14 protein-coding genes are annotated in these 16,575 nt (G+C 64.0%); 9 read left to right on the plus strand and 5 right to left on the minus strand.

Going from position 1 to position 16,575, the window contains the following annotated elements; translation table 11 throughout:
• Positions 1-89: 89 nt before the first annotated feature.
• From DVB37_RS06085 to DVB37_RS06095, 3 genes are all read right to left on the minus strand, one after another.
• On the minus strand, positions 90-503 hold the full coding sequence (locus DVB37_RS06085; protein WP_120154282.1) for a hypothetical protein: 414 nt from the start codon (positions 501-503) through the stop codon (positions 90-92).
• 62 nt (positions 504-565) lie between these two features.
• A complete protein-coding gene (locus DVB37_RS06090) occupies positions 566-1,036 on the minus strand; it encodes a DNA polymerase III subunit chi (protein WP_046802616.1) in 471 nt (156 codons plus the stop codon).
• Positions 1,037-1,058: 22 nt separating this feature from the next.
• The gene (locus DVB37_RS06095; RefSeq protein WP_120154285.1) at positions 1,059-2,567 is read right to left on the minus strand and encodes a leucyl aminopeptidase; all 1,509 of its coding nucleotides are present in this window, start codon (positions 2,565-2,567) and stop codon (positions 1,059-1,061) included.
• A 57-nt stretch (positions 2,568-2,624) separates the two neighbouring features.
• Here DVB37_RS06095 and lptF point away from each other — a divergent pair, with 57 nt between their 5' ends.
• A complete protein-coding gene (lptF, locus tag DVB37_RS06100; RefSeq protein WP_120154287.1) occupies positions 2,625-3,734 on the plus strand; it encodes an LPS export ABC transporter permease LptF in 1,110 nt (369 codons plus the stop codon).
• Positions 3,735-3,785: 51 nt separating this feature from the next.
• Here the strand turns inward: lptF and DVB37_RS06105 are convergent, their stop codons facing one another.
• Entirely contained in the window at positions 3,786-4,706 is a 921-nt protein-coding gene (locus tag DVB37_RS06105; RefSeq protein WP_046802858.1) for a LysR family transcriptional regulator, read from the minus strand.
• Positions 4,707-4,919: 213 nt separating this feature from the next.
• On the opposite strand from DVB37_RS06105, the gene DVB37_RS06110 reads away from it, so the two are divergent.
• The 4 genes from DVB37_RS06110 (at position 4,920) to DVB37_RS06125 (ending at position 9,339) form a co-directional block, all read left to right on the plus strand.
• On the plus strand, positions 4,920-6,137 hold the full coding sequence (locus tag DVB37_RS06110; RefSeq protein WP_120154289.1) for an ABC transporter substrate-binding protein: 1,218 nt from the start codon (positions 4,920-4,922) through the stop codon (positions 6,135-6,137).
• Between the two features lie 96 nt (positions 6,138-6,233).
• Positions 6,234-7,727, plus strand: coding sequence for a CoA-acylating methylmalonate-semialdehyde dehydrogenase (locus tag DVB37_RS06115; RefSeq protein ID WP_046802619.1), 1,494 nt, complete (start codon positions 6,234-6,236; stop codon positions 7,725-7,727).
• Positions 7,728-7,822: 95 nt separating this feature from the next.
• The gene (locus DVB37_RS06120; protein WP_006218069.1) at positions 7,823-8,767 is read left to right on the plus strand and encodes a CysB family HTH-type transcriptional regulator; all 945 of its coding nucleotides are present in this window, start codon (positions 7,823-7,825) and stop codon (positions 8,765-8,767) included.
• A gap of 248 nt (positions 8,768-9,015) precedes the next feature.
• On the plus strand, positions 9,016-9,339 hold the full coding sequence (locus DVB37_RS06125; RefSeq protein WP_035212827.1) for a DUF2325 domain-containing protein: 324 nt from the start codon (positions 9,016-9,018) through the stop codon (positions 9,337-9,339).
• 225 nt (positions 9,340-9,564) lie between these two features.
• On the opposite strand, the gene DVB37_RS06130 is transcribed toward DVB37_RS06125, so the two are convergent.
• Complete coding sequence (locus tag DVB37_RS06130; RefSeq protein ID WP_189371466.1) at positions 9,565-10,233, minus strand: C40 family peptidase; 669 nt, start codon at positions 10,231-10,233, stop codon at positions 9,565-9,567.
• A 286-nt stretch (positions 10,234-10,519) separates the two neighbouring features.
• Between DVB37_RS06130 and DVB37_RS06135 the strand changes: the two genes are divergently transcribed.
• From DVB37_RS06135 to acs, 4 genes are all read left to right on the plus strand, one after another.
• Positions 10,520-12,409: a propionate--CoA ligase gene (locus tag DVB37_RS06135; protein ID WP_120154291.1), complete on the plus strand. Its 1,890-nt coding sequence runs from the start codon at positions 10,520-10,522 to the stop codon at positions 12,407-12,409.
• Positions 12,406-12,813 (plus strand): heme-binding protein, encoded by a 408-nt coding sequence (locus tag DVB37_RS06140; RefSeq protein WP_120154293.1) that lies wholly within the window; start codon positions 12,406-12,408, stop codon positions 12,811-12,813. Before DVB37_RS06135 ends, DVB37_RS06140 begins: the two co-directional genes overlap by 4 nt.
• Positions 12,810-14,153 (plus strand): MFS transporter, encoded by a 1,344-nt coding sequence (locus DVB37_RS06145; protein WP_120154296.1) that lies wholly within the window; start codon positions 12,810-12,812, stop codon positions 14,151-14,153. The genes DVB37_RS06140 and DVB37_RS06145 overlap by 4 nt, the downstream gene beginning before the upstream one ends.
• A 333-nt stretch (positions 14,154-14,486) precedes the next feature.
• Entirely contained in the window at positions 14,487-16,466 is a 1,980-nt protein-coding gene (gene acs, locus DVB37_RS06150; protein ID WP_120154299.1) for an acetate--CoA ligase, read from the plus strand.
• The last annotated feature ends 109 nt before the right edge of the window (positions 16,467-16,575 follow it).

The raw sequence follows: 16,575 nt of genomic DNA on the forward strand, positions 1-16,575 counted from the left end.
AGCTTGAAAGCTTAGATGGGAAGGATACCTTACAGTTCCCTGAAGAATCCAGTTTTTGGAAGATTTACACCTGCGGCAAAGCGCCGGTTTCAGCCGGGTCGGACTTCATTCAGTACCCGGGAAACGATACCCGGTAATTCAGCGTCCATGCGCGTCTGGATCTGCTCGATGGCGTCGGCCAGCGCGCGGCGCATCAGCTGTTCGACTTCGGCTTGCAGGCGGGCCGTCACGACCGACGGGTCAGGCAGCGCGGCAGCGGGAGCCTGCGTGGCGGCCGAATGAACGGCGGGCGCTTCATCCACGTTCCAGTCCTGCCCGTTGTCGTCGGCGATGTCCGTCAGCAAGGGGAAGGCGTCGTTGGGGTCGGCAGCGCCGGCGTCGTCGGCCAGCTCGGTCAGCACCGGGGCGTCGGGCTCATCGGCAGGGGCCGGCGGCGCGTACAGCGTCGGTTCGGCCCGTTGAGTCAGGGTGGGAATGCCAGGGTCGTTGGGGCGAGAGGGCATGGGGGCTCCCGAATATCAGATTGCCGCAGTGGGCGCAGGGCCCACCGGACGGATTGGGCGGGTCAACCGCCGGCCTGTTGGCGGCTGAGATCGTGGCTTTGCGGCGTATGGCCTGCGTTCTGGTACGTGCGCCAGCGCTGGCGAGCGGCCTGCTTGTCGTCAGGGTCGTCCGACACGATTTCAAGCACGCGTTCGAAGGTGTCGAAACCCGGCGGGCTGTCGTTGTCCAGATTCAGCAGCCACAGCGCGGGCGCGTCGGCACCCGCGTTGGGTTGGGCCGCCTGGGCGGCCTGCTGCGGATCGCCTGCGGTCAGCACAACCGGCGTTTCAGGCGCCAGGGGGTCGTTGGCCAGCACGTGCGGGATGAAGGCGGTGTCGTCGAACGCCCACAGCATGCGGTCGAAAGCGGCCAGCCGCGAGCCGTCTTTACAGTACACCACCAGCCGCTGGCCCGCCAAAAATTGCTTGCGCACGACCTGGCAGGCCATGCGCAAGCGGTCGGGCGCGCCGAAGGCGAAATCGATCCGCGTCATGCCCGTTTCCGTTGCGAAGGTTTCAAACCTGATCCAGCAGGTATTGCATCAGCAGCGGCACGGGGCGGCCCGTAGCGCCCTTGTCCTTGCCGCCGCGCCAGGCGGTGCCGGCGATGTCCAAGTGCGCCCACGGGTAAGCCTTGGCAAAGCGCGACAGGAAGCAGGCGGCGGTGACCGCGCCGGCCGGGGGGCCGCCGATGTTGGCCAGGTCGGCAAAGTTGGACTTCAGCTGATCTTGGTAGGCGTCGTCCATCGGCATGCGCCATGCCGTGTCCAGCGACTTGCGGCCGGCAGCCGCCAGGGCGTCGGCCAGGGCGTCGTCCTTGGAGAACAGGCCGCTGTTGACGTTGCCCAGGGCAACGACGCAGGCACCGGTCAGCGTGGCGATGTCGATGACGGCCGCCGGCTTGAAGCGTTCGGCGTAGGTCAGGGCGTCGCACAGGACCAGGCGGCCTTCGGCGTCGGTGTTCAGGATTTCGATGGTCAGGCCGGCCATGCTGGTGACGACGTCGCCCGGCTTGTTGGCGGTGCCGCTCGGCAGGTTTTCGCAGGCGGGGATCAGGCCGACGACGTCAAGCGGCAGTTCCAGCTCTGCCAGGGCGCGGAACGAGCCCAACACGCTGGCTGCGCCGCACATGTCGTACTTCATCTCGTCCATGGTGGCGGCGGGCTTGAGCGAGATGCCGCCGGCGTCGAACGTGATGCCCTTGCCGACCAGCACGATCGGGCCTTGCGCATTCTTGGCGCCTTTCTTGGCGGCCTTGGCGCCGGCGTGGCGCAGCACGATGAAGCGCAACGCTTCGGCCGAGCCGCGAGCCACCGACAGGAACGAACCCATGCCCAGCGCTTCGACCTGCTTGCGGTCCAGCACTTCGACTTTCAGCGACTTGAATTCGCGCGCCAGCCGCTTGGCCGTGTCGCCCAGGTAGGTGGGCGTGCAGATGTTGCCGGGCAGGTTGCCCAGGGTGCGGGTCAGCTCCATGCCGTTGGCGATGGCCGCGCCTTCGCGCAGGCCCTTCTGGGCCTGGGCGGCGTCGGCGCGCTCGACGATCTGCACGATCTTCTTGAGTTTGGGGCGGGCGTCGCGATCGGGCTTGCCGAAGCTGGCGTCGTAATGATAGGTGGCGCCGCCGGCCGCGATGGCGGCGCTGCGGGCGCGGGCAATGATGGCGACGTCGGCAATAGAGTTGGCGGCCAGCGTGGACACGCCTTCCGTCAGTTGTGCAGCCACGCAGACCGAGGCGAATGCCTGTTCAGCCGACGCGTGGGCGCGGGCCGAATACTCTTCCTGCTTGCCCAGGCCCACCAGCACCACGCGCTGCGCGGTCACGCCGGGCAGGGTGCGCAGCGTCAGCGTGGAACCGGCGCGGCCGCGGAACTCGGTCTTGACCACGGCGCGCACGGCGCCGTTGGAAGCGCGGTCGATGATGTCGGCGGCGGGGCTCAACACGCCGTCCGCGTACACCCCGACAGCCAGGGCGGCGGTTTTAACCTGGTGCAGGGAAGCAGTGGTCTGTGTGCTAAATTCCATGAGGGTTTCCCGTGTACGTCTGTGTATGATGCGGTCGATTATCCCGCATATTCTCCCATGTCTCTATTTAAACGCTCTGTCGTCAGCGAGATCACCAGTCACGCTGGCGTTGTCTTTTCCACGTTGCTCATCGTGTGGCTCAGCGTGCTTCTTGTGCGCCTGCTGGGTGAAGCAGCGGGCGGCAACATCGGAGCCGACGTCGTCCTGGTGCTGGCCGCGCTGTCCACGATCACCGCCTTGCCGACCATCCTGGCCGTGTCGATCTTCATTGCCGTGCTGACGACCGTCACGCGCAATTACCGCGAATCCGAAATGGTGGTGTGGTTTGCCAGCGGCTTGTCATTGGCCGACTGGTTAAAGCCCGTTCTGCGCGTTGCGGTGCCTGTGGCGCTGGCCGTGGCGGGCTTGACGTTGGTGGCCGCGCCCTGGGCGTATCGGCAAATCGGCGAATACCATGAACGCTTCGAGCAGCGCTCGGATCTGTCCAAGGTCACGGCGGGGCAGTTCGCTGAATCGTCGGGCGGCAATCGCGTGTTTTTCTCTGAAGACCCGGTTACGCCGACGGATGAATTGGGCAACGTGTTCGCGCGTGAAACCGGCCCTGAGTGGCTGAGCGTCTTGACGGCCAGCAGCGCGCACAGTGAAACGCTGCCCAATGGCGACCGCTTCCTGGTGCTGGGCGAAGGCCATCGCTACGACCTGAAGCCGGGCACGCCCGAAATCCGCCTGGTGCATTTCAACAAATATGGTCTGCGCCTGGAAAGCAAGGCCGGTGACGACCCGATCGGCGAAGCGCGTGCCGCGGCCGAGCGCTCGTCGAAAGCCCGTGCCACGATGCAACTGGTGGCGGACAACACGAACAGCAGCTGGTCGCAGGTGATGTGGCGCATTTCATTGCCCTTGGCCGCGCTGAACCTGGCGCTGCTGGCGATTCCGCTCGGGGCGGTGAACCCGCGCCTGGGCCGTTCGGGCGATCTGTTGATCGCAGGCCTGGTCGGCTTGCTCTATATGAACCTGATCAACCTGTCGCGCGCCTGGATTTCCAACGGCAAGCTCAGTTTCGGCGTGGGGGTGTGGGCGATTCACGGCGCGGTGGCGATGCTGACCGTGTTCCTGCTGATGCGCCGCCTGCGGGTCAAAGCACCCAAGGACGCCAAGCCGGCCTGAGTGCCGATAACGCTGCAACGAAGCGGGGGCCTATCTGGCCCCCGCTTCGCGTCAGGGCAGGTACTTCATCGTGCCGCGCTTGCCCGCCAGCAGGTCGGCGTTTTTCAGCACCGATTTGCGGATGAATTCCCACAGCACCGTCACGCGCTTTAGCTTGCGCAGGTCTTCGTGGCAATACATCCAAAACGATCGCGTGATTTCGATTTCGGTCTGAAGCACCGGCTTCAGGCGCGGGTCCTGGGCGGCGATAAAGCAGGGCAGCACCGCCAGAGACTGGCCCTGTAGCGCGGCGTGGTACTGCGCGACCACGCTGGTGCTGCGCAGCACCACATTGCTGGCGGGCAGCACATCTTCCAGGTAACGCAGGCGTTCACTGAACAGCAGTTCGTCCACATAGCCAATGAAGGTGTGATGCGCCAGGTCGGCGCGCGTCTCGATGGGGGCGTGGCGGGCCAGATAACCCGGCGTGCCGTACAGGCGCAGCGTGTAGTCGCACAGCTTGCTGCACACGTAGGGGCCGCGCTGCGGCCGTTCAATGGTGATGGCCAGATCCGCTTCGCGCTTGGACAGGCTGACAAAGCGCGGCACGGGCAAAATGTCCAAGGTGATGTGGGGATAGCGCCGCTGGAAGTCCGCCGCCAGCGGCGTCAGCACATAACTGCCAAAGCCCTCGGTGGCGCCGATACGCAAATGGCCGGACAGGGCCTGGCCGATGCCCGACAAGTTCTCGCGCGCGGTGTGCACCGTGCTTTCCATCTGCTCGGCGTGAACGAACAGGCGCTGGCCATCGTCCGTCAGCACAAACCCCGCACTGCGCGACTTTTCGAACAGCAGCGTATCCAACTCGGTTTCCAGCGCGCGGATGCGGCGCGACACGGTGGTGTGCTCGACCCCGAGCTTGCGCGCGGCCGCGCTGACCCGCTGCGTGCGGGCCACCTCCAGGAAGTACCGCAGGCTGTCCCAATCCAACACGATTTCGATCTCCGGATCCGCGCGCCCACGGGCCTGGGGCGGCCTTTCTGCGCTGTGCATTAATGCACAAGGAATGTGCATTTCTGGTGTTGCTTGTTGATTTTCACACATCTACACTGGGCCGGCAGGCCTCGGGGCATTGCCCTGGGAGTCGCAGGCCGCAAAGACGGCATCACGCTATCAATCAGCGCATAACACTCAGGAGACAAATCCATGAAATTGCACGCACGCGGGCTGGCCGCAGGCTTGTGTCTGGGCGCAATATTGGTAAGCCAGGCGCAAGCGGCCGACAAGCCACCAGTGAAAATCGGCATCCTGACGGACATGTCCGGCACGTATGCCGGGATGGGCGGACCCGGTTCGGTGGCGGCGGCGCAGTTGGCCATCGATGACTGCCTGGCCGCGGAATGCAAGGGCATGAAGATCGAACTGGTGTCGGCCGACAACCAGAACAAGGCGGACGTGGGCGCCGCGAAAGCGCGCGAATGGTTCGACCGCGATGGCGTCACGGCCATTGCCGACCTGACTAATTCTGCGGTGGCGCTGGCCGTGCAAGGCATCGCGCGCGAAAAGAACAAAGTGGTGATGTTCTCGGGTCCGGCCACGACGGCGCTGACCAACAAGGAATGCTCGCCCGTCGGCTTTCACTGGATGTTCGACACGTATTCGCAATCGGCCGGTGGCGCCAAGGCCACGGTGCGGGCGGGCGGCAAGTCCTGGTACTTCATCACGGTGGACTACGCGTTTGGCCATTCGCTGGAAGCCGACACGGTCAAGGCTGTGAAGGCGCTGGGCGGCACGGTGGCCGGCAGTGTGCGGCATCCCTTGAACGCGCCGGATTTTGCCTCGTACCTGTTGCAGGCGCAAAGCTCGAAGGCGCAGGTGGTGGCATTGGCCAACGGCGGGCAGGACACCGTCAACGCCGTCAAGCAGGCGCGCGAATTCGGCATCGTGTCGGGCGGGCAGCGCCTGGTGTCGCTGCTGATTTTCTTGTCGGACCTGCGGGCGTTGGGCCTGGAAAGCGCGCAAGGTTTGTCCTATGTGGACGGCTTTTATTGGGACTATGACGACGCGTCGCGGCAGTGGTCCACGCGTTTCGAAAAAGCCTTCCGGGGCTTGAAGCCGACGATGACGCAAGCGGGCGTGTATTCCAGCGTGCTGCATTACCTGCGCGCCACGGCGGCGGCCGGCAGCACCGATGGCAAGGTCGTGGCCGACAAGATGCGCGAACTGCCAATCAAGGATCCGATCATGCGCAACGCATCGATCCGGCCCGACGGCCGCGTGATCCACGACATGTACCTGTACGAAGTGAAGAAGCCCGCGGATTCCAAGGGCGGCTGGGACTATTCCAAGCTGGTGGCCACCATTCCAGCGGCCGAAGCCTTCCAGCCACTGGCCGACTCGACCTGCCCGCTGGTGACGAAATAACACGGCGCGCCTGCCCGGCCCTTGCCTGGCAGGCGCGTTGCAAGATCCATGAACGCGGATTCATCCGCATCGACTACGCAGTGTGAGGAGCATCAAATGAGTGAAGTCCCCCGCGTTCCGCTATTGATCGGCGGCAAGCTCGTGCAGTCCAAATCCACCGAATGGCGTGACGTGATCAACCCCGCCACCCAGGAAGTCGTTGCCAAGGTGCCCTTCGCCACGCGCGAAGAGCTGGACCTGGCCGTCTCCAATGCCAAGGAAGCCTTCAAGACCTGGCGCAACAGCGGCCAGGGCGCGCGCATGCGCGTCATGCTGAAATTCCAGGAACTGCTGCGCGCCAACACCGGCAAGCTGGCCGAGATGATCACGCGTGAACACGGCAAGACGCTGCCCGACGCAGAAGGCGAGATCGGGCGTGGCCTGGAAGTGGTCGAGCACGCGTGTTCGATCGCCAACCTGCAATTGGGCGAGTACGCCGAAAATGCCGCGTCGGGTATCGACGTCTACACGCTGATCCAGCCGCTGGGCGTGTGCGCGGGCATCACCGCGTTCAACTTCCCCGTGATGCTGCCTTGCTTCATGTTCCCCATCGCGGTGGCGTGCGGCAACAGCTTCGTGCTGAAACCGTCTGAACAGGACCCGACGTCGTCGTTGTTCCTGGCGCAGCTGGCCCTGGAAGCCGGCCTGCCCCCGGGCGTGCTGAACGTGGTGCACGGCGGCCCGGATACGGCCAACGGCCTGTGCGAACACCCGGACATCAAGGCGGTGTCGTTCATCGGGTCGACCCGCGTGGGCACCGAGATCTACAACCGCGCATCGGCCGCCGGCAAGCGCTGCCAGTCGATGATGGGCGCCAAGAACCATTGCGTGATCCTGCCGGATGCCGACCCCGAAGTGGCGCTGAATCAGCTGGTGGGCGCGGCCTTTGGCGCGGCGGGCCAGCGTTGCATGGCCTCGTCGGTGGCTGTGCTGGTGGGCGACGCGCGCAATTGGCTGCCGGACTTTGTCGAGCGCTCGAAAAAGCTCAAGGTCAATTCGGGCACCGACCGCGAAGCCGATCTGGGCCCGCTGGTGTCGCCCAATGCCAAGAAGCGCGTGGAAAGCCTGATTCAAAAGGGCGTGGACGAAGGCGCCAAGCTGCTGCTGGACGGCCGCAACCTGAAGGTGAAGGGCTTTGAAGAAGGCAACTTCGTGGGCCCCACGATTTTTGACGGCGTTTCGGAGAACATGACCATCTACACCGAAGAAATTTTCGGGCCGGTCCTGTGCTGCGTCGGCGTGGAAACGCTGGAAGACGCGGTGGCCTTCATCAACCGCAACCCCAACGGCAACGGTGTGGCGCTGTTCACGCAGGATGGCGGCGCGGCGCGCTACTTCCAGAACAATATCGACGTCGGCCAGGTGGGCATCAACGTGCCGATCCCCGTGCCGGTGGCGTGGTTCAGCTTCACCGGATCGCGCGGTTCCAAGCTGGGCGACCTGGGCCCCAACGGCAAGCAGGCGGTGCAGTTCTGGACGCAGACCAAGACGGTCACGGCGCGCTGGTCCGCCCATGCCAAGACGGTGAACACCACCATTTCGATGCGCTGAAAGGGGGGACGCCTTGCTCCTAAGCTTATACGAATAAGTTATATGATGAGGCGTCCTTATTACTTATAATTGGCCGATCTATTAAGGGCCAATGTATGAACCTCCAGCAATTTCGTTTTGTGCGTGAAACCATCCGGCGCGACTTCAACCTGACCGAGGCCGCCCGGATGCTCTATACCTCGCAGCCTGGAGTCTCCAAGGCCATCATCGAATTCGAAGACGAGCTGGGCATCAAGATCTTCGAACGGCATGGCAAGCGCATCAAGGGCCTGACCAAGCCGGGCCTGGCGGTGTCGCAGGTTATCGACCGCATCATGCGCGAAGTCGACAATCTGAAAAAAGTCAGCGACGAGTTCGCGCGCCGTGACGAAGGCGGGCTGGTCATTGCCTGCACCCACACGCAGGCGCGTTATCTGCTGCCGCGCGTAATTCCCGCGTTCCGCAAGCAGTTTCCCAAAGTGCATTTGTCCCTGGCCGAAGGCAGCCCGGCGCAGTTGGCTGAAATGGTCCTGCACGAGCAAGCCGACCTGGCGCTGGCCACCGAGTCCCTGGCGTTGACGCCGGGCTTGGCCACGCTGCCGGTCTACGCCTGGGAGCACACTGTTGTCGTGCGGCCGGATCACCCCTTGGCCGAGCTGACATCCAGCGCCGCCAAACGCCTGTCGCTGGCGCAGCTGGCAGAACACCCCATCGTCACGTATGACCGCGCGTTTACCGGCCGCAGCACGATAGACGAAGTGTTTGCCAACCAGGGCATCCACCCCGACATCGTGCTGGAAGCCATCGATGCCGACGTGATCAAGACCTATGTGGACGTGGGCCTGGGCATCGGCATCATTGCCGGCGTGGCGTACGACCCCCGGCGCGATTCCAACCTGGTCGGGCTGCCGGTGGGCCATTTGTTCGGCACGCACACGACGCGGGTGGGGGTGAAGTCCGGCGTGTTCCTGCGCGACTACGTCTACACGTTCCTGGAAATGCTGGCGCCGTCGCTGACGCGCGCGGTCGTGACCGAAGCAGTGCAGGGCGCGCCTAAATAGACCTGAGTTCGCACCAACAAAAAAGCGCGGCGTCTTCTGGACGGCGCGCTTTTTTTTGCGCGCAACATCCGCCAAGTGCGGGCCCCGACCGGCCGGAGAGCCGCGAGTTCCCTGGGCTTGAACAAATCTCGCTATCCCTTCCAGCTAGCTCATATAAATAATTAAATAAGAACCGATCTCATTTGAATTGACTAAAAAATAGGAATCATTATCATTACATCCAGGCTCAACGACCAGTGAGGTTCATCATGACGGCAGGACTCAGTGCAGTAGTGGTTGGCGCGGATCGTCTGGGAAATATCCCGGATCTGCTTAAAGGACACAACATCTCGATCACGCATCACATCAGCGGCCGAGACCCCTCGCACCAGAAGAAAACGCTACAACTGCCGTCGGGCACGCAACTGGTTATTTTGCTGACCGACTTCCTGGGTCACAACGTCATGAAGACGTTCCGCAACGCCGCGCAGCGCGGTGGCATCCGGGTCGTGGCTTGTCGCCGTTCGGTATGCAGCATGCAGCAAGCCCTGCAACAATGCGGCCTGTGCCCGCGCGCGGGTACGGTGCACTGAACCACCGCAATGCCATTCATCGCTGGACCAAAAAATACTGGGGAGGCCGACACGGCCTGCGGCCTTCATGCCGCGAAAGAGCAATGAACACCAAGCACTGAAGCACGCATAATGAAAAACGCCGCCAGACAGAAGTCTGGCGGCGTTTTCTTTTTGGGGGATGGCGCCTGGGTGGCGTTTTGTGTGACGATGCCCGAGGCGGAAAATCAGGAATTGATCTTGCGCTCAGTTCGCGGCGCGGGCAGAGGCCATCAGGCTGTTGTCCAGGCGGCGGGCGCCGTTGTAGCGCTTGGTCCAGTAGGCCATGGTCATGCTCTCCACACGCACCACGCCACCGGCGCTGGGCGAGTGCACGAAGCGGTCATCGCCCAGGTAGATGCCCACGTGCGAGTAACGGCGGCCCATCGTGTTGAAGAAGACCAGATCGCCGGCTTTCAGTTCGTTTTTGTCGACCGATACGCCTTGCTGGGCGATTTCTGCGGCGTTGCGGGGCAGCTTCAGGCCCAGCGAACGTTCTGCCGAATAGGCAACCAGGCCGCTGCAATCAAAACCGGTGTCGGGGGAACTGCCGCCGAAGCGGTAGCGGATGCCCAGGTAGTTAAGGGCTTCGCTGACCATGGCGTTGTCGCCGTTGACACCCGAGTGGATGCCTTTGGCTTGCTGGCGGTCGCGCTTGAACTTTTGCGTTACCAAGAGGCCGATGGGGTCATCGGCGGTGGCAACCCATTCCATTTCGTACGGATCAATCTCGGACGTATGGGCGGTTGACTTTTGCCCGGTACCTGCACAACCTGCCAGGGTCGCTACACAAGCCATCAACGCGAGCGTACGCAGACCGCGCTTTGCCTGGCCAGTGGATGAATTTAATCGCGCGATTATGGAGTGTCGATGCATTCGCCTGGGGATGACCTGCTTTTTGACAGCAAAAGCCACGGGATTAGCCGTGGATCGGGCCGAAATGTCAGCAGAATCAACAATTATCTACAACTTCGCGGGGATTCTACCAAACTTTCATTACCAATCATTGCCTGATCGGTAATGGTTCCATGCCGCGTGGACATTTGGCAGAACTTTTTGACTTGTGGCAAGCCTCGTGCAAGGTTTGCCTACCAGAATGACCGAATGATTCGCTAAGAAATCAATCAGCCTTAAGGCGTACGAACAATACCAGGAGACACAAATGCAAAAAACCCGGGATTTCCATTACAGATCATTGCATGACCGTGATGCGTTCTGGCGCGAGGAGGCCGGGCGTGTGCATTGGGATACGCCCTTTGAGTCTGTACTGGATTTTTCGCGCCCGCCATTCGCCAAGTGGTTCGTGGGCGGCACGACCAATCTTTGCTACAACGCCGTCGACCGGTGGCTGCCCACGCAGGGCGACAAGCCCGCGCTGATCTGGGTGTCCACCGAGGTCGACCAAGAACGTGTCTATACCCGGCAGGAGGTCTACGAAGAGGTCAACGCGGCCGCCGCCATGCTCGTGGAGTTGGGTGTTGCGCGCGGCGACCGCGTGCTGCTGTACATGCCCATGGTGCCCGAGGCGGTGTTCACCATGCTGGCCTGCGCGCGGATCGGCGCGGTGCATTCGGTGGTGTTCGGGGGCTTTGCGTCGGTCAACCTGGCGCAGCGCATCGACGATGCGGCGCCCAAGGTGGTGGTCTGCACGGATGGCGGCTCGCGCGGCGGCAAGGTGGTGCCCTACAAGCCCTTGCTGGACAAGGCGCTGAGCCTGGCGAAATCCCCGCCTGCCTCGGTCGTGGTGTTCGACCGGGGCCTGTCGCCCTTCGAGCCCGTGGCCGGGCGCGACCATGACTACGCCACGCTGCGCGAACGCCACCGCGGCGCCCTGGTGCCGGTGCAATGGCTGGAGTCGTCCGAACCCAGCTACATCCTCTATACCTCCGGCACCACCGGCAAGCCCAAGGGTGTTCAGCGCGACACCGGCGGCTATGCCGTGGCGCTGGCCTCGTCCATGGAATATCTGTTCAACGGTCGCGCGGGCGACACCTTTTTCTGCACCAGCGACATCGGCTGGGTGGTCGGGCATTCCTATATTGTGTACGGCCCCCTTATCGGCGGGCAGACCACGCTGCTGTACGAAGGCACGCCGGTGCGCCCCGACGGCGCCATTCTGTGGCAGTTGGTGGAACGCTTTGGGGTCAACACGCTGTTCTCGGCGCCTACCGCCGTGCGGGTGCTCAAGCGCCAGGACCCCGCGCTGCTCCAGCGCCATGACCTGTCCACCCTGCGCGCGGTGTATCTGGCCGGCGAGCCGCTGGACGAGCCCACTGCCACCTGGATATCGCAAGGCCTGGGCAAGCCCATCATCGACAACTACTGGCAGACCGAGTCCGGCTGGCCGATTCTTTCCGCGCAGCCGGGCGTGGAGAACGTGCCGACCCGGTTCGGCAGCCCGTCCTTTCCCGTCTACGGTTTTGACGCGCGCATCGTCAGCGAGGCCACGGGCGAAGACCTGGGCCCGGACGAAAAGGGCGTGGTGGCCATCGTGCCGCCACTGCCGCCCGGCGCCATGTCCACCATCTGGGGCGACGATGCGCGTTTCGTGCAGACGTATTTCACGTCGATTCCGGGGCGGCAGGTGTATTCCACCTTTGATTGGGGGCGCGTGGACGCCGATGGCTATTGGTTCATCCTGGGCCGCACGGACGACGTGATCAACGTGGCGGGGCACCGTTTGGGCACGCGCGAGATCGAAGAATCCGTCAACAGCCACAGCGCCATCGCCGAATGCGCGGTGGTGGGCGTGGCCGATCCGTTGAAGGGGCAGGTGGCCATGGCGTTCGCGGTCTTGAAGAATCCCGACATGGCCGGCACGCCCGCCGGGGCAAAGCAGCTGGAAGGCGATATCATGCGCCTGGTGGAAGATCAGCTGGGCGCCGTCGCAAGGCCCGCCCGGATCCGATTCGTGGGCGCATTGCCCAAGACCCGGTCCGGCAAGGTGTTGCGCCGCGCGATCGTCGCCGTGTGCGAAGGACGCGAGCCCGGAGACCTGACGACCATTGAAGACCCATCCGCCCTGGAACAGATCAAGGAGTCGCTGCAATGAATACCAAACCCGTGCTGAGCGCCGAAGACGTCAAGAAGATCCTCGCCGCGGCCGAAGCACACGCCGTGCAGAACAAGTGGGCCGTGACCATCTCGGTGGTCGATGACGGTGGCCACCTGCTTGGCATGCTGCGCCTGGACGACGCGGCCCCGATCTCGGCGCACATCGCGCCGGCCAAGGCCAAGACCGCCGCGCTGGGCCGCCGCGAGTCGCGCATCTACGAAGAAATGATCAACAACGGCCGCGTGTCGTTCCTGTCGGCCCCGTTGATCGAAGGCATGCTGGAAGGCGGCGTGCCGGTCACCGTCAATGGCCAGGTGGTCGGCGCGGTCGGCGTGTCGGGCGTGAAATCGACCGAAGACGTGCTGATCGCCCAAGCAGGCATTGCCGCGCTGGGCCTGTGAGCCAGACGCAATTGCCGGAACCGCCCACGGGCGGTTCCACGCCGGACGCCGGAGCAGGGCGCGACAGCGCCTTGAATCCCGGCGTGGCCAAGCGCGAGGTCTGGGCCTGGGCCATGTACGACTTCGCCAATTCCGGCTACACCACCGTCATTCTCACGGCGGTGTTCAGCACCTATTTTGTTGGCGTGGTCGGCGGCAAGGCGCCGTGGGCCACGCTGGCCTGGACCGCGGCGCTGTCGCTGTCCTATTTGCTCATCATGTTGACGATGCCCACGCTGGGCGCGCGCGCCGACGCCGCCGGCAGCAAGCGTCGGCTGCTGTATTCCAGCACCATTGGCTGCGTGGCCGCCACGCTGGTCTTGACGCAAGCCGGCCCCGGCGATGTATGGCTGGCGCTGGCGGCCATCGTGGTGTCCAACTATTGCTACTGCGTGGGTGAATCCGTGGTGGCGGCATTCCTGCCCGAACTGGCCCGGCCAGCCGCGCTGGGCCGCGTGTCGGGATGGGGCTGGAGCTTCGGCTATTGCGGCGGGATGCTTACCCTGGGCCTGTCGCTGCTGGTTGTGACCTCGGCCGAAGCCGACGGCATGAGCGCCGAACATTTCGTGCCCTGGGTCATCGTTGTGACCTGCGCGGTATTCGCGCTGGCGGCGCTGCCGTCCTTCCTGTTGCTGAAAGAGCGCGCACGGCCCAAGGCCGTCAAGCCGCAAGCGCTGCACATGCTGCGCCGCCTGGCCTACGCGTGGCGCGACACCGGCCAGCACTTTCCCGAATTCCGTCGCCTGCTGATGTGCATCGCCTGCTATCAGGCGGGCATTTCGGTAGTCATCACGCTGGCCGCCGTGTATGCATCCGAAGTCATGGGCTTCACGACGCCGCAAATCATGCTGCTGGTGTTCACCGTGAACATCGGCGCGGCGGTGGGCGCGTTTTCGTTCGGCTATGTGCAAGACCGCATCGGCCACAAGCCGGCGCTGGCCATTACCCTGGGCGGCTGGATCGTGATGGTGCTGGTGGCCTATTCGGCCGTGACCGCGCCCGTGTTCTGGGTGGCCGCCACGCTGGCCGGGTTGTGCATGGGCACCACCCAAAGCGCGGGCCGCGCCATGACGGGCGCGCTTGCCCCCGCTGGTCGCCTGGCCGAGTTCTATTCGCTATGGACTTTTGCCGTGCAGCTGGCCGCCGTGATCGGGCCGCTGACCTACGGCGTGGTCACCTGGGCCACCGATGGCAATCATCGTCTGGCCATCCTGGTGACTGGGCTGTTCTTCGTGGGTGGCCTCGCCCTGTTGTCGCGCGTGGACATGAAACGCGGCTTGGCGCGCAGCCCCGCCGCCTGAATTTGCCGGGCCGCCGGCCTGCCAGGGCGCCGCCGGGCTGCTATCCTTATGCACTGCCTTCAAGGCATCGCGCGTGATGCGCGATGCCTTGCGTTGATTGCCGGCATGTTGGCCTGATGGCCGATGCCGCCGGGTTGCAGCGGTACTGCGGGATACGGCATTGCGGGCTCTGGCCCGCATTTTGCGTAAGGTGCCCGTAAGAGCGTGGCGATACGGTGGTGGGTAGATAAAGAAACTGTCCCTGCGCCGCACTTCCTTTGTGAAGCCCGCGGTGCGGCGGCCAAGGCGAAAACAGCGGCATCAACAACAAAATCACCGTTTGGAGACAAGATCATGTCGAAAGCAATTGAGTCCGTCCTGGTAGAAACCCGCGTGTTCCCGCCGCCCGAGCGCGCGGCCAACGGAGCGGCGATTCGCAGCATGGACGCCTACAACGCCCTGTGCGCCCAGGTTGAAAACGACTTCGACGGTTTCTGGGCCGGTCAGGCCCGGGACAATCTGCAATGGACCAAGCCGTTCACGCAAGTGCTGGACGAATCCGACGCGCCGTTCTACCGCTGGTTCGGCGACGGTGAACTGAACGTATCGGCCAACTGCCTGGACGTGCACCTGACCAACGGCAACGCCGATAAGACCGCCATCATCTTCGAAGGCGATGACGGCACGGTCAACAAGGTCACCTACCGCGCACTGCTGGCGCGCGTGTGCCGCTTTGCCAATGGGCTGACCGGCCTGGGCTACAAGAAAGGCGACCGCGCCATCATCTACATGCCCATGTCGATCGAAGCCGTAGTGGCGATGCAAGCCTGCGCGCGCCTGGGCGTGACGCACTCGGTGGTGTTCGGCGGCTTTTCCGCCAAGAGCCTGCAAGAGCGCATCGTGGACGTGGGCGCATCGCTGGTCATCACCGCCGACGAACAGGTGCGCGGCGGCAAGACCATTCCGCTGAAACCGGCCGTGGAAGACGCCATTGCCATGGGCGGCTGCGAAGCCGTGTCCAAGGTGATCGTGTATCGCCGCACCGGCGGCAAAGTCCAATGGAACGAGGCGCGCGACCTCTGGATGCACGATGTCGAGGCCAACCAGCCCGACACCTGCGAGCCCGTGCCGGTCAACGCCGAACACCCGCTGTTCATCCTGTACACGTCCGGTTCCACTGGCAAGCCCAAGGGCGTGCAGCACTCGTCGGCCGGTTACCTGCTGTGGGCGCTGCTGACGGTGAAGTGGACCTTTGACGCCCGTAAAGACGACGTCTACTGGTGCACCGCCGACGTGGGCTGGGTTACCGGCCACACCTACATTACCTACGGCCCGCTGGCCGCCGGGCTGACGCAGGTGGTGTTCGAAGGCGTGCCCACCTATCCCAACGCCGGCCGCTTCTGGGACATGATCGCGCGCCACAAGGTCACCACGTTCTACACGGCGCCCACCGCGATCCGTTCGCTGATCAAGGCCGCCGAAGCCACGCCGGAGGCTCATCCCAAAAACTACGACCTGGACAGCCTGCGCATCATCGGCACGGTCGGTGAACCCATCAACCCCGAAGCGTGGATGTGGTATCACAAGCACATCGGCCGCGAACGCTGCCCCATCGTGGACACGTGGTGGCAGACGGAAACCGGCGGCCACATGATCACGCCGCTGCCGGGCGCCACGCCCACCAAGCCCGGTTCGTGCACGCTGCCGCTGCCCGGTATCGCTGCCGCCATCGTGGATGAAACCGGTGGCGATGTCGAAAAGGGCAATGGCGGTTTCCTGGTCATCAAGCGCCCGTGGCCCGCCATGATCCGCAACATCTGGGGCGACCCCGAGCGCTTCAAGAAAAGCTACTTCCCGTCCGAACTGCGCGGGTACTACCTGGCCGGCGACGGCGCGCAGCGCGACGCGGACGGCTATTTCTGGATCATGGGCCGCATCGACGACGTGCTGAACGTGTCGGGCCACCGCCTGGGCACGATGGAAGTCGAATCGGCGCTGGTGGCGCACGAACTGGTGGCCGAAGCCGCCGTGGTGGGCCGCCCGGATGACACCACGGGCGAAGCCGTGGTGGCGTTCGTGGTGCTCAAGCAGGCGCGCCCCGAAGGCGAACAGGCGCAAGCCATCGCCAAGCAGTTGCGCGACTGGGTCGCCAAGGAAATCGGCCCCATCGCCAAGCCCAAGGACATCCGCTTTGGCGACAACCTGCCCAAGACCCGCTCGGGCAAGATCATGCGCCGCCTGCTGCGCGTAGTGGCCAAGGGCGAGGAAGTCACGCAGGACGTCTCCACGCTTGAAAACCCCGCCATTCTGGAACAGTTGGCCAAACCGCTGTAAGCACGATCGGCCATCAGCGGCCGATCGACGTCCTGGCGACAGGAGCATAATGTCAGACGCCCGCACCGGTAAGCGCCGGTCCGGGCGTCTTTTCTTTTATTCCCCTCAC

Source organism: Achromobacter sp. B7 (assembly GCF_003600685.1).
GTDB classification, from domain to species: Bacteria; Pseudomonadota; Gammaproteobacteria; order Burkholderiales; family Burkholderiaceae_B; genus Achromobacter; species Achromobacter spanius_B.

What these genes read in the sequence shown, in the direction of transcription:
- DVB37_RS06130 (WP_189371466.1), bottom strand. Translation starts at nt 10,233, where the DNA reads ATGCATCGACACTCCATAATCGCGCGATTAAATTCATCCACTGGCCAG.
- DVB37_RS06110 (WP_120154289.1), top strand. Translation starts at nt 4,920, where the DNA reads ATGAAATTGCACGCACGCGGGCTGGCCGCAGGCTTGTGTCTGGGCGCA.
- DVB37_RS06090 (WP_046802616.1), bottom strand. Translation starts at nt 1,036, where the DNA reads ATGACGCGGATCGATTTCGCCTTCGGCGCGCCCGACCGCTTGCGCATG.
- DVB37_RS06095 (WP_120154285.1), bottom strand. Translation starts at nt 2,567, where the DNA reads ATGGAATTTAGCACACAGACCACTGCTTCCCTGCACCAGGTTAAAACC.
- DVB37_RS06125 (WP_035212827.1), top strand. Translation starts at nt 9,016, where the DNA reads ATGACGGCAGGACTCAGTGCAGTAGTGGTTGGCGCGGATCGTCTGGGA.
- acs (WP_120154299.1), top strand. Translation starts at nt 14,487, where the DNA reads ATGTCGAAAGCAATTGAGTCCGTCCTGGTAGAAACCCGCGTGTTCCCG.
- DVB37_RS06135 (WP_120154291.1), top strand. Translation starts at nt 10,520, where the DNA reads ATGCAAAAAACCCGGGATTTCCATTACAGATCATTGCATGACCGTGAT.
- DVB37_RS06115 (WP_046802619.1), top strand. Translation starts at nt 6,234, where the DNA reads ATGAGTGAAGTCCCCCGCGTTCCGCTATTGATCGGCGGCAAGCTCGTG.
- DVB37_RS06120 (WP_006218069.1), top strand. Translation starts at nt 7,823, where the DNA reads ATGAACCTCCAGCAATTTCGTTTTGTGCGTGAAACCATCCGGCGCGAC.
- DVB37_RS06140 (WP_120154293.1), top strand. Translation starts at nt 12,406, where the DNA reads ATGAATACCAAACCCGTGCTGAGCGCCGAAGACGTCAAGAAGATCCTC.
- lptF (WP_120154287.1), top strand. Translation starts at nt 2,625, where the DNA reads ATGTCTCTATTTAAACGCTCTGTCGTCAGCGAGATCACCAGTCACGCT.
- DVB37_RS06085 (WP_120154282.1), bottom strand. Translation starts at nt 503, where the DNA reads ATGCCCTCTCGCCCCAACGACCCTGGCATTCCCACCCTGACTCAACGG.